This is a genomic window from Gordonia jacobaea, assembly GCF_001186365.1.
Classification (GTDB): Bacteria; Actinomycetota; Actinomycetes; order Mycobacteriales; family Mycobacteriaceae; genus Gordonia; species Gordonia jacobaea.
Genome location: NZ_LDTZ01000026.1, coordinates 1 through 17,276 on the forward strand (window position 1 = coordinate 1; position 17,276 = coordinate 17,276).

Annotated in this window: 18 protein-coding genes; 3 read left to right on the plus strand and 15 right to left on the minus strand. The window is 65.5% G+C overall.

All coding sequences use genetic code 11. The features are described from left to right. Both ABW18_RS23260 and mftM read left to right on the plus strand, forming a co-directional pair. Nucleotides 1–264: hypothetical protein (locus tag ABW18_RS23260; protein ID WP_235434481.1), on the plus strand; the 264-nt coding region annotated here is incomplete at its 5' end. A 542-nt stretch (nt 265–806) separates the two neighbouring features. Continuing rightward, nucleotides 807–1,697 carry a mycofactocin oligosaccharide methyltransferase MftM gene (mftM, locus tag ABW18_RS21065; RefSeq protein ID WP_049700961.1) on the plus strand — a complete coding sequence of 297 codons (891 nt, stop codon included), beginning with the start codon at nt 807–809 and terminating at the stop codon, nt 1,695–1,697. A 63-nt stretch (nt 1,698–1,760) separates the two neighbouring features. Here the strand turns inward: mftM and ABW18_RS21070 are convergent, their stop codons facing one another. The 12 genes from ABW18_RS21070 to murA all read right to left on the minus strand — a co-directional run bounded on the left by ABW18_RS21070 (nt 1,761) and on the right by murA (nt 14,012). Beyond that, a complete protein-coding gene (locus ABW18_RS21070) occupies nt 1,761–2,381 on the minus strand; it encodes a MadR family response regulator transcription factor (RefSeq protein ID WP_200903301.1) in 621 nt (206 codons plus the stop codon). A gap of 35 nt (nt 2,382–2,416) precedes the next feature. Continuing rightward, on the minus strand, nt 2,417–3,829 hold the full coding sequence (locus ABW18_RS21075; RefSeq protein ID WP_235434482.1) for a MadS family sensor histidine kinase: 1,413 nt from the start codon (nt 3,827–3,829) through the stop codon (nt 2,417–2,419). 65 nt (nt 3,830–3,894) lie between these two features. Further along, complete coding sequence (locus tag ABW18_RS21080; protein WP_083444491.1) at nt 3,895–5,109, minus strand: iron-containing alcohol dehydrogenase; 1,215 nt, start codon at nt 5,107–5,109, stop codon at nt 3,895–3,897. 62 nt (nt 5,110–5,171) lie between these two features. Then, nucleotides 5,172–6,695, minus strand: coding sequence for a VWA domain-containing protein (locus ABW18_RS21085; RefSeq protein WP_049700963.1), 1,524 nt, complete (start codon nt 6,693–6,695; stop codon nt 5,172–5,174). A gap of 15 nt (nt 6,696–6,710) precedes the next feature. Then, a complete protein-coding gene (locus ABW18_RS21090) occupies nt 6,711–7,976 on the minus strand; it encodes an AAA family ATPase (protein WP_049700964.1) in 1,266 nt (421 codons plus the stop codon). 147 nt (nt 7,977–8,123) lie between these two features. Then, a complete protein-coding gene (gene mdo / locus ABW18_RS21095) occupies nt 8,124–9,416 on the minus strand; it encodes an NDMA-dependent methanol dehydrogenase (RefSeq protein WP_049700965.1) in 1,293 nt (430 codons plus the stop codon). A gap of 187 nt (nt 9,417–9,603) precedes the next feature. Then, entirely contained in the window at nt 9,604–10,362 is a 759-nt protein-coding gene (locus ABW18_RS21100; protein WP_049700966.1) for an energy-coupling factor ABC transporter ATP-binding protein, read from the minus strand. Next, nucleotides 10,359–11,135 (minus strand): cobalt ECF transporter T component CbiQ, encoded by a 777-nt coding sequence (gene cbiQ / locus ABW18_RS21105; protein ID WP_049700967.1) that lies wholly within the window; start codon nt 11,133–11,135, stop codon nt 10,359–10,361. Before cbiQ ends, ABW18_RS21100 begins: the two co-directional genes overlap by 4 nt. 2 nt (nt 11,136–11,137) lie before the next feature. Then, on the minus strand, nt 11,138–11,533 hold the full coding sequence (locus ABW18_RS21110) for a PDGLE domain-containing protein (RefSeq protein ID WP_049700968.1): 396 nt from the start codon (nt 11,531–11,533) through the stop codon (nt 11,138–11,140). After that, a complete protein-coding gene (locus ABW18_RS21115) occupies nt 11,530–12,240 on the minus strand; it encodes an energy-coupling factor ABC transporter permease (RefSeq protein ID WP_049700969.1) in 711 nt (236 codons plus the stop codon). The genes ABW18_RS21110 and ABW18_RS21115 overlap by 4 nt, the downstream gene beginning before the upstream one ends. 202 nt (nt 12,241–12,442) lie before the next feature. Continuing rightward, nucleotides 12,443–12,751 carry an ArsR/SmtB family transcription factor gene (locus ABW18_RS21120; RefSeq protein ID WP_049700970.1) on the minus strand — a complete coding sequence of 103 codons (309 nt, stop codon included), beginning with the start codon at nt 12,749–12,751 and terminating at the stop codon, nt 12,443–12,445. A 4-nt stretch (nt 12,752–12,755) separates the two neighbouring features. Continuing rightward, nucleotides 12,756–14,012, minus strand: coding sequence for a UDP-N-acetylglucosamine 1-carboxyvinyltransferase (gene murA, locus ABW18_RS21125; RefSeq protein WP_049700971.1), 1,257 nt, complete (start codon nt 14,010–14,012; stop codon nt 12,756–12,758). Nucleotides 14,013–14,082: 70 nt separating this feature from the next. Here murA and ABW18_RS21130 point away from each other — a divergent pair, with 70 nt between their 5' ends. Beyond that, nucleotides 14,083–14,679 (plus strand): cob(I)yrinic acid a,c-diamide adenosyltransferase, encoded by a 597-nt coding sequence (locus tag ABW18_RS21130; RefSeq protein WP_049700972.1) that lies wholly within the window; start codon nt 14,083–14,085, stop codon nt 14,677–14,679. Nucleotides 14,680–14,736: 57 nt separating this feature from the next. Here ABW18_RS21130 and ABW18_RS21135 read toward each other — a convergent pair whose 3' ends face one another. From ABW18_RS21135 to atpD, 3 genes are all read right to left on the minus strand, one after another. Next, complete coding sequence (locus tag ABW18_RS21135; RefSeq protein WP_049700973.1) at nt 14,737–15,180, minus strand: DUF2550 domain-containing protein; 444 nt, start codon at nt 15,178–15,180, stop codon at nt 14,737–14,739. A 237-nt stretch (nt 15,181–15,417) separates the two neighbouring features. Further along, complete coding sequence (locus ABW18_RS21140; RefSeq protein ID WP_049700974.1) at nt 15,418–15,795, minus strand: F0F1 ATP synthase subunit epsilon; 378 nt, start codon at nt 15,793–15,795, stop codon at nt 15,418–15,420. Nucleotides 15,796–15,804: 9 nt separating this feature from the next. Further along, on the minus strand, nt 15,805–17,253 hold the full coding sequence (atpD, locus tag ABW18_RS21145) for a F0F1 ATP synthase subunit beta (RefSeq protein ID WP_049700975.1): 1,449 nt from the start codon (nt 17,251–17,253) through the stop codon (nt 15,805–15,807). Nucleotides 17,254–17,276: the final 23 nt, after the last annotated feature.

The window sequence follows — 17,276 nt, forward strand, 5'->3', positions numbered from 1 at the left end:
CCATACAGTCGACAGAATTTTCAACACAATCTCAGCCAGAGAGACAAAAACCTGACCAAACAAAAACTAGCAACACCCAGACCCAAAGACCTGAGCGTCACAAAAATAAATCATCACATAATCCAAAAACTTGGACACACGATGCCAAAATATGGCATCAAACAATTCATCACACACTATCGAGTTCTCAAAGAACACACACCCACTGGCGCTACCCCTGAAAAGGGCTTGACCAGCAAGCTTGTTCCGTTTGGAGGATGTTGACCCCGTCTCCGGAGCAACTTTTCCAGCCTACCAGATGATCTCTGCGATCCGCAACTCCGTGTTGTTTCTCGTTTGGGAGTCATCTGGTTCCCGCGATCTCGCTCCGGGCGCCGAGGCACCCGGTGTGATTTCTCGGGGGTTGGTCTGCGCTGAACCCGGTTTCCCTTCCCCGTTGCTCTCCCTCTCAGGAGGCCGTCCGGGGCGGCGCCGTGGCGCGCTGACTCGAAGAAAGTTACGCAATGCGTCGGCGAGGGTCAAATCGCCTGGTCAGCATGTGCGCCCATGGATGTTTCCGCAGGTGACGGGCGGTCAGACCCTGCCGCTTGGCGTCGAAATCTCGCCTGAACCCCCGAAATCGACGAATGTGATCTGCGTCATTCTGCGCTGGTGGGCTGTCTCCTGGCGTCCCAGTGGACCTTGCGCGAGGCGCCTACCAGGGAGTTCAGCGCCCAGCGGCCGAGACGGAAACCCATACTTTCGGTCAGTGACCTCGTCTGACAGGTCAGTTACGCGTGCGGGGGTCGGCTCCTACCGTTCGAGGTATGACCATCGCCCCAGAGATCAGGAGCGCAGCCACCAGGAGCGCGGGCACCCCGACGACCAGCACCATTACGGTGCGTCGGGCCGATCCGGCTACCGGGGAACTCACTGCCGAGGGCTTCCGACGATGCGGCTCGCTGTCGTGGCGTCGGACCACTACGCAGGACGGAACCACGACGGTCGACATCCGCCATCCGTTCACCAGCGACCTGATCTCCGACGATGTCATGGTCTCGGCCCTGGTCTGTCTCGTCGAAGACGGAGCGCTCGCGGGTCAGTGGGAGTTCGAGGAGGCCGCGGTCGGACTGATTCGCTCGTCCGCCTCCTCCGCGGACCTCGCGTGGTCGTCGTTCTATGACAACTCGCTGCGAGATCTCGTCACGGGTATCGCCTCGTTCAGTCCCGTTCATCGTCGAGCTCGCACCCTGGTGCAGGGCACCGAGGTGTTGGAGGTCGGCTGTTGCTTCGGGCTTTTCGCGCTGCAATGCGCCGAAACTGGGCTCAGTGTCAGCGCGTGCGACATCTCGGCCGGCGCGATCAACCTTCTGCGGGCGGCAGCTGCGCGACGTCGGACTTCTGTCGACGCGATCGTCGCGAACGCGACCGATCTCCCCTGCGCCGACGACTCGGTCGACACCGTCACCCTCATTCACCTACTCGAACATTTGTCACGTGACGAAAGAGATCGTGCGCTTGCAGAAGCTCTGCGGGTCGCTCGGAGGCGCGTGATCGTCGCCGTCCCCTACGAGGAGGAGCCGAGTCCACACTTCGGGCACCTGAGCTGTCTGCGTGAGCGCGACCTGATCGACTGGGCGCAACACGTCGACCATGCGGGCGCGGAGATACTCGACGACCACGGCGGCTGGTTGATCCTGACACCTCGGGCCGACTAGCGCCGACGACACCAATTCACGAGCGGCCATTCACAAGCGAACTCAACTCACGAGCGCCGCGATTCAGATGAGGCCTCGTTTGCTGGCGATGTAGACCGCGTCGGTGCGTTTGGTGACCCCGAGTTTGCGAATGATGTTGCGAATGTGGAACTTCACCGTCGACTCCGAGATGAACAGGGTCTCGCCGATCCGCTTGTTGCTCAGTCCGTCGGCCAGCAGTCGGAGTACCTCACGCTCACGCTCGGTCAGTGCCTCGGGACTCTCGCCACCGCCCGACACCGTCCGCAGCACGATTGCCGCGCTTCGCGGATCAAATGCGCTGCCGCCACCCGACACCGCTTGGATCGCCCGCACGAGTTCTGTCGTGTCGACGTCCTTGACCACGTATCCGCGTGCTCCGGCTTTCACCGCGCGCACGACGAGATCATCGTCGAGGAACGTGGTGAGCACCAGACTGGCCACATCGCTGTGCCGCTGCGCGATCTCGGTGATGAGTCGCAGCCCCTCGTACTCGGTGCCTGCTGTCAGCTTGAGGTCGACGACGACCACGTCCGGGCGGCACCGAGCAACTTCTGCGAGCGCGTGATCGAACGAACCAGCTTCTCCGACAACGGATATCGTGTCCTCGCGTTCGAGCAGTGATCGTATGCCCGCCCGTAGTAGCGCATGATCGTCGACCAGCATGGTCCGTATCGAGCCGGCACTGACCTCTGTGGAATTCACCGCACAACCTCCTCGTGTCGAGGCCCTGACTCGCTCCTCGAGTAACTCGTCGACGCCGATCCGACGTCGGGCAATGTGGCCGCAATGCGTATCCCACCGAGTCGCGAACGACGTACCCGGACCTCGCCACCCAACTGATCCGCGCGCGCGGCCATGTTGGCCAGTCCCCGGTGCCTGCCTGCGAGGTCGCCGAGCATCGCCGCACGCATCACCCGCCGAAGATGCCCGGGATCGCCCCCGCCGTCATCGTCGACGGCCAGGCCGACGTGGTCGTCGGCGTAGGTGAGGACCACGCGCGCAGTCTGTGCCCCGGCATGCACCGCGGTGTTGAACAGCGCCTCGCCCGCAATCCGCAGTACCGCGTGTTGCACGTCGTCGGGGACGTCACGCGGGCGTCCGACGATGCGGACGTCGGTGTCGAGATCGGCGGGCATGTGCATCGAACACAGTTCGTCGAGCACCTCGCCGAGACTCAGCCCCTCGACCGACGGCGACTGATTGAGTGCGTAAATAACCGATCGCAATTGTTCGACGGCGTCACGGGTCAGCTTCCCCGCGACTTCGAGGCGCGCGGCCGTCGCGGCGTCGGACTCCATCCGACACACCTCGATCTGGACGCCGGCCGACAGCACCGACTGAGTGACGGAGTCGTGGAGTTCGCGGGCGATGCGTTCGCGTTCCTCTGTGACGAGTCGCTGGCGCATCACGGCGGACAATTCTCGTTGTGTCCGTTGAAGTTCCGCGTTTCTGACGGCAAGGTCGGTCGCCTGCTCGCGTGCCTTGGCGTAGGCATCCTCGGCACGCGCGAGCTGATGTCGGCTCTCCTCGAGCAGCGACGCGTTCAGGAGGGCGACCATCGCCTGTCTGGCAAGAATGCGCATCACGACGAGATCGGCGGAGTCGACGACGTGATGATCCGGGGTCCATGCCGAGAGTCCGCCGACGACGCGGCCGTCGAGGTGCACCGGCACGTGAAGGTGATGCTCGGCGACCACTGGTCGGCTCAGCTCGCCCATCTGATTGCGGAGGACGTCGTTGAGCCGGTTGAGCACCTCGTCGGGAAGGTGACTCGGTGTGCGCGCGGCCTGCACGCCCTCGAAGGCGTAGATGGTTCCGTCGCCGCTCATCATCAGATGTCGGGGCCCTGTGCGCTCGAGTTCGCCGTCGCTGAGGGCAAAGACCACCCAGTCGGCATCGAGGTGTTCACGCACGGCACGCACCACCGAGAGGACCAGGTTCTCGGGGCCCTCGGCGGTTTGCACGAGCGCGCGCGAGATCCTGTCGAGCGCGCCCACCACGCGCGTGAGCCGCTGCTCGACGCCCCGATACTGCGCATAGTGCGAGCCCTTGACCGAATGCAGCCCGACCAGCGAGTCCAACTCGGGCCCGTACTGCCCGGACCCGTTCACCCCAGATCCGCTCACCCCCGGTACGTCGATCCCAGGCCCGTATCCCTCGGGCTGGGCGCCCCCGGTCACAGCGCCTCGCGATAGATGCGGGCGACGTCGTCTGCGGTCGGTTTTCGCGGGTTGGTCGTCATGCAGGCATCGAGCAGCGCGTTCGCGGTCAGCACCGCGACGTGCTCGTCGCGCACGCCGAGCGATCTGAGGTCGGCTGGCAATCCGACGCGGCGCGACAACGACGCGACCTCGTCGGCGAGTCGCTCGGCGACAGCATGGGGCGAGCCGCCCCGGACACCCACTGCGTCGGCGAGTTCGACATAGGGCGTCGGGTCGATCTCCGCGTTGAACCGGATGACATGCGGCAGGAGGACAGCGTTGATCGCACCGTGCGCGGCGTCGCACAGTCCGCCGACGGGATGGCTCATGGCGTGGGTGGCCCCGAGGATCGCGTTGGTGAAGGCCATGCCCGCCTCGAGCGCGGCGTAGGCCATGTCGGTTCCGCTGTCGGGATCCGACGGATCGTCGACAAACCTCTCGATGCTGCGCCACGCGGTGCCGATCGAGCTCAGCGCCGCACGATCGCTGAGCCGATTGTGCGCGAGCGATGCGTACGCCTCGAGGCAGTGGGTGATCGCGTCCATGCCCGACTGCGCGGCCACGTCGGCGGGAAGCGAGACAAACGTACGCGGGTCGACTACGGAGACGTCCGGCACCAAACCGCGACCGATAATGGTCACCTTGGTCATGCGATCGACGTCGTTGACGATGCAGAACTGCGAGACGTCCGAACCACTTCCGGCCGTGGTCGGTGCCGCGATCAACGGGGGCAGTGGCCGTCGGGCGCGATCGATCCCCTCGTACTCCAGGATGTGTCCACCGTTGGCGGCCAGAATCGCGATCCCCTTCGCCGCGTCGATCACCGAGCCACCGCCGAGGGCGACGATGCCATCGGCACCGCTCTCCTCGTACCGCGCGAAGCCCGCAACGATCTCGGGAGCCCGCGGATTGACCGATATGTCGGTGAACGACGACACAGACAGTCGATCGGAGTGAAGTGCTTGTGCCAGTTGGGGATACCACGGAGTCGCCACCAGTCCGCGATCCGAGACGATCAGCAGGCGACGCATACCGAGACCCGCGGCCGCGCGCGGCACCTCGGCGAGCGACCCCGGCCCGATGATGATCTCCGGTGTGTGGAACTTGGCGATGTGCACGCCTCCGCCGCGCGCAGCCCGCGTATCCCGAACGGTGCTGGGCGCGCGGGTGTCGACGACGTCAGTCCCCACGCCTGTCACCTACCCATCGCAGCGTTGTCTTCCGGCCCGAATCCTACGCGCGATGCCACCACTCACGCGCCCGAAGCCGCAACCGAGACCTGCTCCAATTCGGCAAGATCGTGCACGACGTTCACGCGATCGCAGTACGTGGCGTATGCGGGGAGATCGCACGAACCGAGGCCCCACGAGTAGGCGGGCTCGGGTGTCAGCCAGATGGTTTCGCGTGCACGTCGGCTGATCTCCTCGAACGCACCGAGGTTCGGATCCTTCCCGTTGTTGCGACCGTCGCCGAGCACGATGACCGTCGTCCGCCTGGTGATGGCGCCGCCGTACTCGTCGAGGAACGTCTGCAGCGCGTTGCCGTAGTCCGAATCGGCGTCGACGTCGAGCACGCCGCCCGCCGGCAGGCCCGACACGACGAGCGACAGCGCCTCCTCGGCAGGGTGCTCGGCGAAGAGGTCGGTGATCTCGACGAGGTCGGACACGAAGGCGAACGACCGGACGTGCGCGACCATGCTCTGCAAACCATGGACGAGTTGCAGGGTGAACCTCGTCGTCGTACGCACCGACAGCGAGACGTCGGCGAGGATCAACAGGCTCGGCCTGTCCTCGACCTTGGCGACGGTAATCGGCCGGAACGGAACGCCGTCGAATCGGAGGTTTGCGCGCATCGTGCGCGCGGCGTCGACCGTGCCCCTCGCGGCCACCTTCCGTCGCGATCGTGGCGCGCCGTGCAGGCTGCGGATGAGTCGTCGCACGGACTCCTCGAGGCTTGCGCGCTCCTGCTCGCCGATCGCGTCACGAACACTCGCCTTGATCTCGCGATCTTCGAGCTCGTGGTCGGTGGCCATCAGTTGCTCGAGGTGATCGCGAAGTTTCTCGGGCAGGCCGTCGAGCAGGCCCGCGAGCGCGCTGCGCAGTGCTGCGAGTTCCTCGGGGTCGGGCTGCGCTCCTTCCGCCTCCGTGTCGTCGAGCCAGTCGAGCAGCGCCATCTCCTGGGCAACCGACAGCTCGGCGTCGAGTTGTGTTGCGTTGCCGCTCACCAACTCTCCGGGCCGACCTGGATTGTGCAGGCGGGACACGGTGAGCTGAACACGCGCCGCCTGCTCCGAGTTCGGAACCGAATCGGCCGAAAGGACGATCTCGTCGGTCAACGACGCCATGTCGAGTTTGTTGGCCTCCTGGTGGAGGTTGTACTGCTCGGCGAGATCTTCGGGATCGAAGTACTGCCTGATGTTCGACGGCGGTCCGTGACTGTGTCCCTGGGCAGGAGTCTTGCTGACCTCGTCCGACAGCGTGTACTCCTCGAGGTCACCCTCGTCGGAGAGATCGTCGTGGGTGTGCGAATGACCTTGTCCCCCATCGTCTTCCACAACGGGACGCAGTGCGAAGAACCTGTCGAAGACCCGCGCGAACGTGTCCTCATCCCGACGATCCTTGATCAGACAGGCCTGCAGCGCAGAGCGGAGCAGCTCGCGATCGGCGAGGATCTCCGCCGTGGCAACGGCGGCCATCGCGTCCATCGCCTCCGACACCCCGATCCGCACGCCGTGCAGGCGGAGCAGACGGATGAAGCGGTGTACGGCACCTTCCATCAGCGCACTCCCCCGCTAGACCGGCCGCTTGCGCGCACCGCGAGCGTTGAACGACCTGCTGCCCTGCGACGCGCTGACGGTGCGCGTTCCGGCGTCGCTCTTCGCCCCGGGCGACCCGTAGTACTCGTCGCCGTGGCGGCCGGGCTCGTCCTTCGCCGCGCGGCGTGCCTTTCCGGACCGGTCGGCGGACGCGTGGTCATGATCGTGGTCGTGATCATGATCGTCGTGACTGTGCGAATGCCCCGGCCCGTGAGAGTGGCCGTGCGAATGTCCGTGGGAGTGAAGGTGATCGGGCACCTGGGCGTTCGGGTCGACGAGTCGCGGCAACGCATCGAGCGCGCGGGTCAGGTCTCTGTCGTACTTCACCACGACATTGGCCGTGGCCGACAGCAGGTCCGCACTGAGTTCGTCGGCGCCGAGCACGGCAAGGGTGCGCGCCCAGTCGATCGTCTCGGAGATGCTCGGCGCCTTGCGCAGATCGAGATCTCGTAGACCGCGGACGATCTCGACGAGTTTGGCCGCGAGGACGTCGGCGAGTCCCGTGTCCTTGGACTTGATGATGTCGAGTTCGCGTGCGGCGTCGGGGTAATCGAGCGACAGGTGCAGGCAGCGTCGTTTGAGTGCTGCGGACAGATCGCGAGTGTTGTTGGAGGTCAACACAATCATCGGCTGGTGAGTGGCCACGAAGGTACCGATCTCGGGAACCGACACCTGGTACTCGGCGAGGAGTTCGAGGAGCACCGCTTCGAGCGCCTCGTCGGCGCGGTCGACCTCGTCGATCAGCAGCACGACGGGCTTTTCGGATCGCACCGCTTCCAGCAGCGGGCGAGGTGCGAGGAATCGCTCGGAGAAGAAGACGCTCTCCTCGGCACCGATCCGATCGACTGCCTCCGACAACGACGCGGCGTCGGCGACCACCTGACTGATCTTCTCGCGCAACACCTGCGTGTAGAGGAGCTGCTTGCCGTAGTCCCACTCGTAGAGCGCCGTGGTCTCGTCTTGACCCTCGTAACACTGCAGCCGCAACAGTTCTCGCCCCGTGACGTCCGCGAGAGTCTTGGCGAGCTGTGTCTTGCCCACTCCCGCGGGCCCTTCGAGCAGCACGGGCTTGCCGAGTCTGCTCTGCAGAAAGACCGTCGTCGCCAGGCGTTGGTCGGCGAGGTAGCCGGCGTCGGCGAATCGGGTCACCACGTCGTCGACGTCGGCGAAGTGTGAATGGTCAGCGGGGTCGGCCCCCGCGGCGGATGTGCTGTCGTCGGTTGCGGCGAAGTGCACGGACATCGGCGTCTCCTGTGCTCGGAAGGGAGGTGGTGCGGTGACGGGCTTGCGTAGGGAGTGGAGCCGGATGGCGGATTCCGCTTTGGGGCAGCGGAATCCGCCATCCGGGGCCGTGCCCGCACGGTCGAGCCGTGCGGAGTTCTTCCCGACCTACGGCAGTAGCTCGTCGAGGTCGCCGTTGACGCAGTGCTCGACGACCGGCCGGACCGTCTCGAACGTGCACTCCTTGGGGTTGCCGGGCGTGCACGCGTCGCCGAGGACGTGGTTGGTCAGTGCGTCGATCGTCGCGGCATCGGTGGTGATGTCGGGACGACCCTCGTAGAACTTCGTCGGGCCCTGGCCGAGACGGTTCTTCGGGTACGAATCCTGCTTGACGTCGGCGAAACGCTCGACGATGCCCACGTCGCGGAGCAGTCGAATCGCAGCGCCGAGCGCGGCGTCTGCTGCCTGCACCTTGGTCATGCCGTGCGTGTCGACGCCCATGGCCTGCGCCATGTCTGCGAAACGCTCGTACATGGTGGGCATGTTGAACGCCCACACGCGCGGCAACGCGATGGCGTTGTTCAGGCCGTGGTGGGTGTCGAAGAACGCCGAGACCGCGTGGCTGATCGAGTGGATGATGCCGAGACCGCCGGAGTTGAAGGCCTGCGCCGCAATGTATTGCGCGTACATCATGCCCTCGCGACCCTTGAGGTCCGTCGGGTTCCAGGTGGCCTCGCGCAGGTTCTCCGCGGTCATCTTCACCGCGTAAAGCGCGTTACCCATCGACGGCGGGAAATTCAGCCGCGAGACGTAGGGCTCGGATGCGTGCGCGAGCACGTCGAAGCCGCACTGCGCGGTGTAGGCCACCGGGCAGTCGTAGTACAGCACCGGATCGTCGATCGCCAGCGTCGTGACGGCGGCGTCGTCGAACGCGACGTACTTGTGCGGCTTGTCGGGGTCGGTCGTCGTGTCGGTGATGACGTACGCCCACGACGTCTCCGAACCGGTTCCGGCAGTGGTGGATACGGCGATGTGCGGCGGATTCTTGGGATTCTCGCTCTTGTTGAATCCCTCGAACTCATTGACGCTGCGGCCGTCGTGCGCGACCGAGATGCGTGCACCCTTGCAGGCGTCGTGCGCGGAGCCGCCGCCGATCGAGATGAACGAGTCGCACTGCTCGGAGTTGTAGAGCGAGACCGCGTCCATGACGTTGTAGTCCTTGGGGTTGGACTCGACCTTGTCGTAGAGCACAACCTCGAGTCCGTGGTACTTGCACGACTCGACGATCTTGTGGACCGTGTCGCTGCCACGCAGGCCGGTCGTCATGATGAGCGTCTTCTTGAAGCCCAGCTTGAGAGCCTCCGGCCCGATCATCTCGTGCGCACCGGGACCCATCATGGCGCGCGGGAACGGGTGAAACTCCTTGATGGGGAACGGCTTGAGTAGTTCGTCTACCTGCATTTCTGACCTGACCTTCTCGTGCTGCCGACACACGCGGCGTCGGGAGTGGGTGAGCGATCGAGACGTTACGCGCGTCACACCCGGCCTCAGAAGTGCTTTGCGACCGAACCGTCCGATACTGCCGCCAGTACTGACCCGCGGTCGGGTGAGCACCTGACCTTCCGGACAGGTACCCACCGCTGCGGTTTCAGCGTCGGCACACCCTCGCACGCCGCAGGGTCTCGGCGTCGAAACCCCACGGCAGCTCGAGCCGATGTGCGGCGAGCAGTGCGGTGTCGGCAAGTATCGCGTCGACGGAATCGTCGGCGACGACGCGCCCGTCATCGACGATCACCGCTCGGTCGCACAACTGGGCCGCGTAGGGCAGGTCGTGGGTGACGACGAGCATCGTCGTGTCGAGGGTGAGCAGGGTGTCGGCGAGTTCGCGCCGCGCTACCGGGTCGAGGTTTGCCGATGGCTCGTCGAGCACGAGTATGTCTGGGCGACAAGCCAATACAGTCGCGAGGGCACCTCGTCTGCGCTGTCCCCCGGACAGATGGTGTGGACTGGCACCCGCGTGCTGCGTCATCGACACCGCCTCGAGCGCCTCCGCAACCCGCTGCGCGAGTTCGGGGCCGTCGACACCGAAGTTCGCGGGACCGAAGGCGACGTCCTCGGCGAGCGTCGGCATGAACAACTGGTCGTCGGGATCCTGGAACACCAGTCCGACGCGTCGTCGTACCTCGCGCAGCGTCGACTTCCCCACCGGTGAGCCGTAGATCGACACCGACCCCGAGGTCGGCAGAAGCACACCGTTGAGCGCGAGCATCAAGGTCGTCTTGCCCGCCCCATTGGGACCGAGCACTGCCACCCGCTCACCCTCGGCGACCGACAGGTCGATGCCGTCGAGCGCGACATGGCCGTCGGGATAAGCGAATCGGAGTTCTCGGATCTCTATCGCGTTCATGCCAGGCTCCACGCTGCGGCCGCAACGGCGACGGCAGCGGCCGCGGGAAGCAACACCAGCGTCCACTGTGCAGACGTCGCACGTGGCGACGTGGCCACGCCGGGCATGTCGGGGATCGTTCCGGTGAACCCCCGCGACATCATCGCGAGGTGCACCCGTTCGCCACGTTCGTAGGAGCGCAGGAACACCGATCCGACGCTCACGGCAACAGCTTTCGCCTGATGCAGTGCGCGCGGAGAATCACCGCGGGCGGTGCGCGCGATCTGCATGCGCTTGACCTCCGCGGACAGCAGATCGACATACCGCAGCATCATCACGAAGATCGGCGTGATGGTCCGGGGAACCCCGAGCCTGCTCAGTGCGACGGGCAACTCGCGGGCCGGGGTGGTTGCCGCGAAGGTCAACGACGCCGCGACACCCAGTGTGCCCTTGACGACGATTCCCCATGCAGCGTAAAGCCCTGCCACGGAAAGGGATACGCCGACGACGTCGACGCGACGCCCACCTTCGGCGAACGGCAACAACACGGCGAGGACGACGAACGGAACCTCGATCAGCATCCGCGGAACGATCCACCGAAGCGGAACGCGGGCGAGCTGCCACACGACGAGCACGATGACCGCGAAACCCAGGTAGGGCCAGAGCATCTCGCGCGGCGTGGCGACCACGGCGAAGACGAACACCACGAGACAGACGAGTTTGACCTCGGTCGGCGCGCGGTGCACACGCGAGGTGACGTCGCGGTAGAGCGGATGTGCGTGCCCGGCGCCCATCGTCAGTCGTCTGCCTGAACTGCGGCACCGCTCGTTCGACGTGCGCGGGCGATCAACCAGAACGCGCCGACCGCCACCGCGAGAGTGACGAGTACGCCGATGATCCCAGCGATGCCGTTCGTGTACTGGGCACCCTTCACGGCGTACTCGGCGAGGGGCGACGACGACATCGCGTGATCGGTGGCGTGCTGTGCGATGCAGGTGCCCTTCAGCTCCTCGACACCGTTGACCGTGACGGTCTGACAACCCTGCAGAGTGGCCGAATCGAGACCGTCTGGCGAACTACTCGCGAAGTAGGACAGCAGTCCCGCGATCAGTAGCGCGACCACGGCGAACCCGATGAGGAAGTGTCGACGCCGCACTCGTGGCGGACGTGACTCGGACGCGGCGATACTCATGCCGCCACCTCGATTCGCTCGGAGGCAACGCGTTCGCGCCGCAGCAGGTAGACGAGGTCGGGACGCGCTTTGGCAACGGCGACGACCGTCACCGCGGTGATCAGCCCCTCACCGATCCCGATCAGGATGTGTGTGCCCCACATATAGCCAGCGACCGTCGTCAGGGATGTCGTCGCGGCACCGCCGATCGCGTACTCGATGACGAAACCCGTTGCAGCGGAGACGGTTCCACACAACGCCGCAATGAACGAGATCGCGCCGAGCCGCGACACCCCGCGGCGTCGGGAGCGCAGGAGTCGCGACAACCCGACCGCGACGCCGTACCCGACGAATGTCGAGATCAGAGCCATGTTGGTGATGTTGGCACCGAGGGCGGTGACGCCGCCGTCGGCGAACAGCAGACACTGCACGACGAGGACGATCGCGATGCACAGCGCACCGGTGTACGGCCCGACCAGGATGGCGGCGAGTGCACCACCGAGCAGGTGTCCGCTGACGCCGGGCAGTATCGGGAAGTTGATCATCTGGACGGCGAAGATGAACGCGGCAACGAGGCCGGCCATCGGTACGGCCTTCTCGTCCAGATCGGTCCGAGCGCGCCACGCACAGAATGCGAGTCCCACTGCGGCAACGACACCGAACAGGATCGACGTCTGCGCGTTGATGATTCCGTCGCTCATATGCATGGCGACGACGGTGGTGGACATTGAGCGGTGTCCCTTCAACGGGTGAGCACGTGCGTGCCGTCAGACCCCGGGATGCGCAGTCCGCACGAACACGATGCGACAGACGTTAGGTCCAGCGCCGACATCTGTCCACTTATTCAGATGTTGAAGCGGGCAGACTATCCAAAGGGTCAGGTGTGACACTGACCACACGATGCTCTGAGGTGGCCGGCCAGTTCGTTGCCTAGGAGGGCGGGTTGTGTCCTGCACCGATCCAGTGCAGAAGATCGTGAACCGTCTCGTCGTCGAGTCGGTAGCTCACCGATCGTCCGACCCGCGTCGACGTGACCCATCCCTGATGACGCAGCACACGTAGCGCCTGCGAGACCGCTGTCTCGGTGCGTCCGACCTCTGCGGCGATATCGCCGACGATGATGCCCGGATGCCGGTGCAGCACCAGCAGGATCTCCAGGCGGTGCGGGTCCGACAGCAGGTCGAACCGGGTGGACCATTCGGCGATGTCGACGCCGCGAGCGTGCTCGATGTCGGCCATGCGCTTACCCGGTGCGGCGTTCGATCTCGCCGCCGAGGCTCCGAAGATTCTCGACGAAGTGCGGATATCCCCGGTCGATGTGCTCGACGTCGTGCACCTCGGTCACTCCGTCGGCGACGAGCCCCGCGAGTACGAGACCCGCGCCCGCGCGAATGTCCGAGCACCACACGGGTGCGCTGGAGAGCTTCTCGATGCCACGGATGACCGCATGATGGCCGTCGGTACGTGCGTCGGCTCCGAGGCGAACCATCTCCTCGACGAAGCGGAATCGCGCCTCGAAGACGTTCTCGGTGATCACCGACATTCCCTCGGCAATCGACGCCCAGCCGATCGCCATCGGCTGCAGGTCCGTCGGGAATCCGGGGAACGGCAGCGTCGAGACGTTGACGGCGGTTGGTCTGCGGTCATGACTGACGCGGAATCCGTTCGGATGCGTCTCGACGCGGGCTCCGGTGTCGACGAGCTTGTTCAACACCAACTGCAGATGATGAGGATTGACACCGTTGACCGTGACGTCGCCGCGGGTCATCACCGCGGCGATACCCCACGTCGCGCCGACGATCCTGTCGCCGACGACCCGGTGGGTGGTCGGATGCAGCCGCTCGACGCCGGTGACCGTCAACGTCGACGTACCCGCGCCCTCGATCCGCGCGCCCATCTGTTGAAGCATCACGCACAGGTCGACGATCTCGGGCTCACGGGCAGCGTTGTCGATGACCGTCTCGCCCTCGGCGAGAACCGCGGCCATCAGGATGTTCTCGGTGGCGCCGACGGAGGGAAACTCGAGTGCGATCGGGGCGCCGACGAGCGCGTCAGCCTCGGCGACCACACAGCCGTGCTCGATCGAACTGTGAGCGCCGAGCGCCCGCAGCCCCGCCTGGTGCATGTCGAGGGGTCGGGAACCGATCGCGTCGCCACCGGGGAGCGCGACCACAGCGCGTCGGCACCGCGCCATCAGCGGTCCCAGCACGCACACCGACGCGCGGAACTGCTTCACGGCGTCGAAATCGGCGTGGTACTTGGGTTCCGCGGGCGCTTCGATCGTGACCGTCTCACCGTTGATCTCGACGACAGCACCCAGACCGCGCAGGACGTCGGCCATCAGCGGAACGTCGGCGATCTCGGGCGAATTTGTCAACGTGGTCGTGCCCTCGGCGAGCAACGACGCAGCCATCAGTTTGAGGACGCTGTTCTTGGCCCCACCGACCGACACCTCGCCGTGCAGGCGTGCTCCCCCGGACACCAGAAACCGATCACTCACGTCAGATACCTTATCCGCCTCGCGGCAGTGCTCAACGCACAGCACTGGACCTGCGGTTACATTTGGGTCCATGGCCGTGCATCTGACTCGTATCTACACCCGCACCGGCGACGACGGCACCACAGGGCTCAGCGACTTCTCACGCGTAGCCAAGACAGATGCGCGCGTTGTCGCCTATGCCGACTGCGACGAGGCCAACACCTTCATCGGCACGGCCCTCGCGCTCGGTGGCGAGATCCCAGAAGCGATCACAACCGTGCTCACGACGGTCCAGAACGACCTCTTCGACGCCGGAGCGGACCTCTCGACGCCGGTCGTCGACGACCCCAAGTATCCGCCGCTACGCATCGAACAGAGCTACATCGACGCCCTCGAGTCATGGTGCGACGCCTTCGGTGCCGATCTCCCCGCGCTGAACTCCTTCGTCCTGCCCGGTGGCACACCGTTCGCCGCACTTCTGCACCAAGCACGCGCGGTCACTCGCCGAGCAGAACGTTCGGCGTGGGCCGCGGTCGACGCCGACCCCGACCACACGTCTGTCCTGCCTGCCCGGTACCTGAATCGGCTGTCGGATCTGCTGTTCATTCTGTCCCGAGTAGCCAATCGGGGGCCGGGCGGAGATGGCGACGTGACCTGGGTTCCCGGAGGGGATCGTCACCGCCCCTGAGTACCGGCCTCGGGCGTGAACAGCTCCGGAGCGACGGACTTCCGGGACGTTGGGATTTCAGGCGCTTCGACGCCGCTGTGACCGCTGCGGAGCGCCCGCCTCCAGCCACGCCTGGAAGGCCGTGACGCCGTCGGGTGTCAGGGCGAGCTCGTACTCGCTGGGCTCGTCGTCGTCGTGGTACTCGCGGACGTGCAGGATGGTCATCCCGTCGAGAATGACGCCCTCGCTGCCTGCCGCGCATCGACGACCGACGATCTCGATGCTGTGGCGGGGGAAGCGCCGTGACGGACCTGGCCGCAGCGAGCTGAGCCGGAAGTACCGCAGCGATTCATCGCCGTAGTGGACGGTGCCGTGACGCCAGCCCTCGTCGACCTCGGCAGGCAGGTCGCGCAGTAGCGCGGGGGTCCCCGCGCTGCGTAGCTGTTGTAGTCGATATGCCAGCAGGCCGCAGACAACCAGCGCCACCACAAGCAGAATCAGCAGGACGACCACAACGGTCACGCGGCAAACCTCCCTCGCGCGGGTTGCATCACCGAGATGTCGGCGGGCTGTCGACGGGCTGATTCGGCGATGACGTACCCCCAGCATGCCAGTAGACCGTATGAAGCAGCCAGCCACCCGCGATACGCGGGTGGCTGGCTGACGACTACCGAGTCATCGTGACGACTCGTATTCAGTTGTGACGCTGTGGGTTTCGTCCGGTTCAGGACTTCGCCGCGGGCGTCGACCTGTTCTCGATCAGGCGATCTGTTCTGCGGCGCGCAACCGTGCATGAGCGCGGTTGTACTCCGGCGTATCGGGCTCTGCGGACTCGAGAGCGGACTTCTCGGCGTTGATGTCAACGCCATCTGCCCACTCCGCGGCCTCGGCGAGAATCGTCACCGACTCACCGGTCACCGAGATGAAACCGCCTTCGACGGCGGCCGCCTTGCGGGTACCGCTTTCCTCGACGATCACCACGAACCCGCCGGGCACGAGCTGTCCGAGCAGCGGTTCGTGGTTGGCCAGCACACCCATCTCGCCGACCGTGGTCTGCGCGATGACGAACGTGGCCTCGCCCGAGTACAGCTCGGCGTCGGCGGACACGACCTCGACGTGGAAGGACTTCTCAGCCATGGCGTACCGCTACTTTCCGGCGAGCTTGGCGGCGGCTGCCTCCACGTCGTCGAGGCCACCGCAGCTGTTGAACGCCTGCTCCGGGTAAGCGTCGAACTCACCCTTGCAGATGCGGTCGAATGCCTCGATGGTGTCGGCGAGCGGCACGACCGATCCGGGCTGGCCGGTGAACTTCTCGGCGACGAGGAAGTTCTGACCAAGGAACTTCTGGATACGACGGGCACGCTGGACGGTCACCTTGTCCTCTTCGGACAGCTCGTCCATACCGAGGATCGCGATGATGTCCTGGAGCTCCTTGTACTTCTGCAGGATGCTCTTGACCTCGTTGGCGACGCGGAAGTGCTCGTCACCGACGATCGACGCCTCGAGGATGCGCGAGGTCGAGGTCAGCGGATCCACAGCCGGGTAGATACCGAGCTGCGAGATCGGGCGCGAGAGCTCGGTCGTCGCGTCGAGGTGCGCGAAAGTCGTCGCAGGTGCCGGGTCGGTGTAGTCGTCGGCAGGCACGTAGATCGCCTGCAGCGACGTGATCGAACGGCCCTTCGTCGAGGTGATGCGCTCCTGGAGCTCACCCATCTCGTCGGCAAGCGTCGGCTGGTAACCCACGGCGGAAGGCATACGGCCGAGCAGCGTCGACACCTCCGAACCCGCCTGGGTGAATCGGAAGATGTTGTCGATGAACAGCAGCACGTCCTGGTGCTTCACGTCACGGAAGTACTCGGCCATGGTCAGGGCCGAGAGAGCGACGCGCATACGCGTGCCCGGCGGCTCGTCCATCTGGCCGAAGACAAGGGCGGTGTCCTGCAGGACGCCCATCTCTTCCATTTCCATGATGAGGTCGGTGCCCTCACGGGTGCGCTCACCGACGCCCGCGAACACGGAGGTTCCGGAGAACTCACGCGCGATACGGGTGATCATCTCCTGGATCAGAACGGTCTTGCCGACGCCGGCGCCGCCGAACAGGCCGATCTTTCCGCCCTTGACGTACGGGGTCAGCAGGTCGATGACCTTGATGCCGGTCTCGAGGATCTCGGTCTTACCCTCGAGCTCGTCGAAGGCCGGGGGCTTGCGGTGGATGCCCCACTGCTCGCCATCGCGGCCGAGGCCGGGGCTGTCGAGGCAGTCGCCGAGTGCGTTGAACACGTGGCCCTTGACCTGGTCGCCGACCGGAACGCGGATCGGGTAGCCCGAGTCGGTCACGACCGCGCCACGGACGAGGCCGTCGGTGGGCTGCATCGAGATGGTGCGGACGAGGTTGTCGCCGAGGTGCTGAGCGACCTCGAGGGTCAGCGTCTTGGCAACGGCCTCGAGCGTCACGTCGGTGTGCAGGGCGTTGAACAGGTCTGGGATCGAGCCGCGGGGGAATTCGACGTCGACGACGGGGCCGATGATGCGGACCACGCGGCCCTCAGTGGTCCCCGCCGACTGCGACGAGGGTGTCTCTACAGTTGCGGTCATGATGCTTGGGTCACTTCCTTTTG

Coding starts and splice junctions, on each gene's coding strand:
- ABW18_RS21140 (WP_049700974.1), bottom strand. CDS start 15,795: ATGGCTGAGAAGTCCTTCCACGTCGAGGTCGTGTCCGCCGACGCCGAG.
- ABW18_RS21090 (WP_049700964.1), bottom strand. CDS start 7,976: ATGTCCGTGCACTTCGCCGCAACCGACGACAGCACATCCGCCGCGGGG.
- atpD (WP_049700975.1), bottom strand. CDS start 17,253: ATGACCGCAACTGTAGAGACACCCTCGTCGCAGTCGGCGGGGACCACT.
- ABW18_RS21115 (WP_049700969.1), bottom strand. CDS start 12,240: ATGTCCACCACCGTCGTCGCCATGCATATGAGCGACGGAATCATCAAC.
- mdo (WP_049700965.1), bottom strand. CDS start 9,416: ATGCAGGTAGACGAACTACTCAAGCCGTTCCCCATCAAGGAGTTTCAC.
- ABW18_RS21100 (WP_049700966.1), bottom strand. CDS start 10,362: ATGAACGCGATAGAGATCCGAGAACTCCGATTCGCTTATCCCGACGGC.
- ABW18_RS21085 (WP_049700963.1), bottom strand. CDS start 6,695: ATGGAAGGTGCCGTACACCGCTTCATCCGTCTGCTCCGCCTGCACGGC.
- ABW18_RS21070 (WP_200903301.1), bottom strand. CDS start 2,381: ATGCTGGTCGACGATCATGCGCTACTACGGGCGGGCATACGATCACTG.
- ABW18_RS21110 (WP_049700968.1), bottom strand. CDS start 11,533: ATGAGTATCGCCGCGTCCGAGTCACGTCCGCCACGAGTGCGGCGTCGA.
- mftM (WP_049700961.1), top strand. CDS start 807: ATGACCATCGCCCCAGAGATCAGGAGCGCAGCCACCAGGAGCGCGGGC.
- cbiQ (WP_049700967.1), bottom strand. CDS start 11,135: ATGGGCGCCGGGCACGCACATCCGCTCTACCGCGACGTCACCTCGCGT.
- ABW18_RS21120 (WP_049700970.1), bottom strand. CDS start 12,751: ATGGCCGACATCGAGCACGCTCGCGGCGTCGACATCGCCGAATGGTCC.
- ABW18_RS21130 (WP_049700972.1), top strand. CDS start 14,083: ATGGCCGTGCATCTGACTCGTATCTACACCCGCACCGGCGACGACGGC.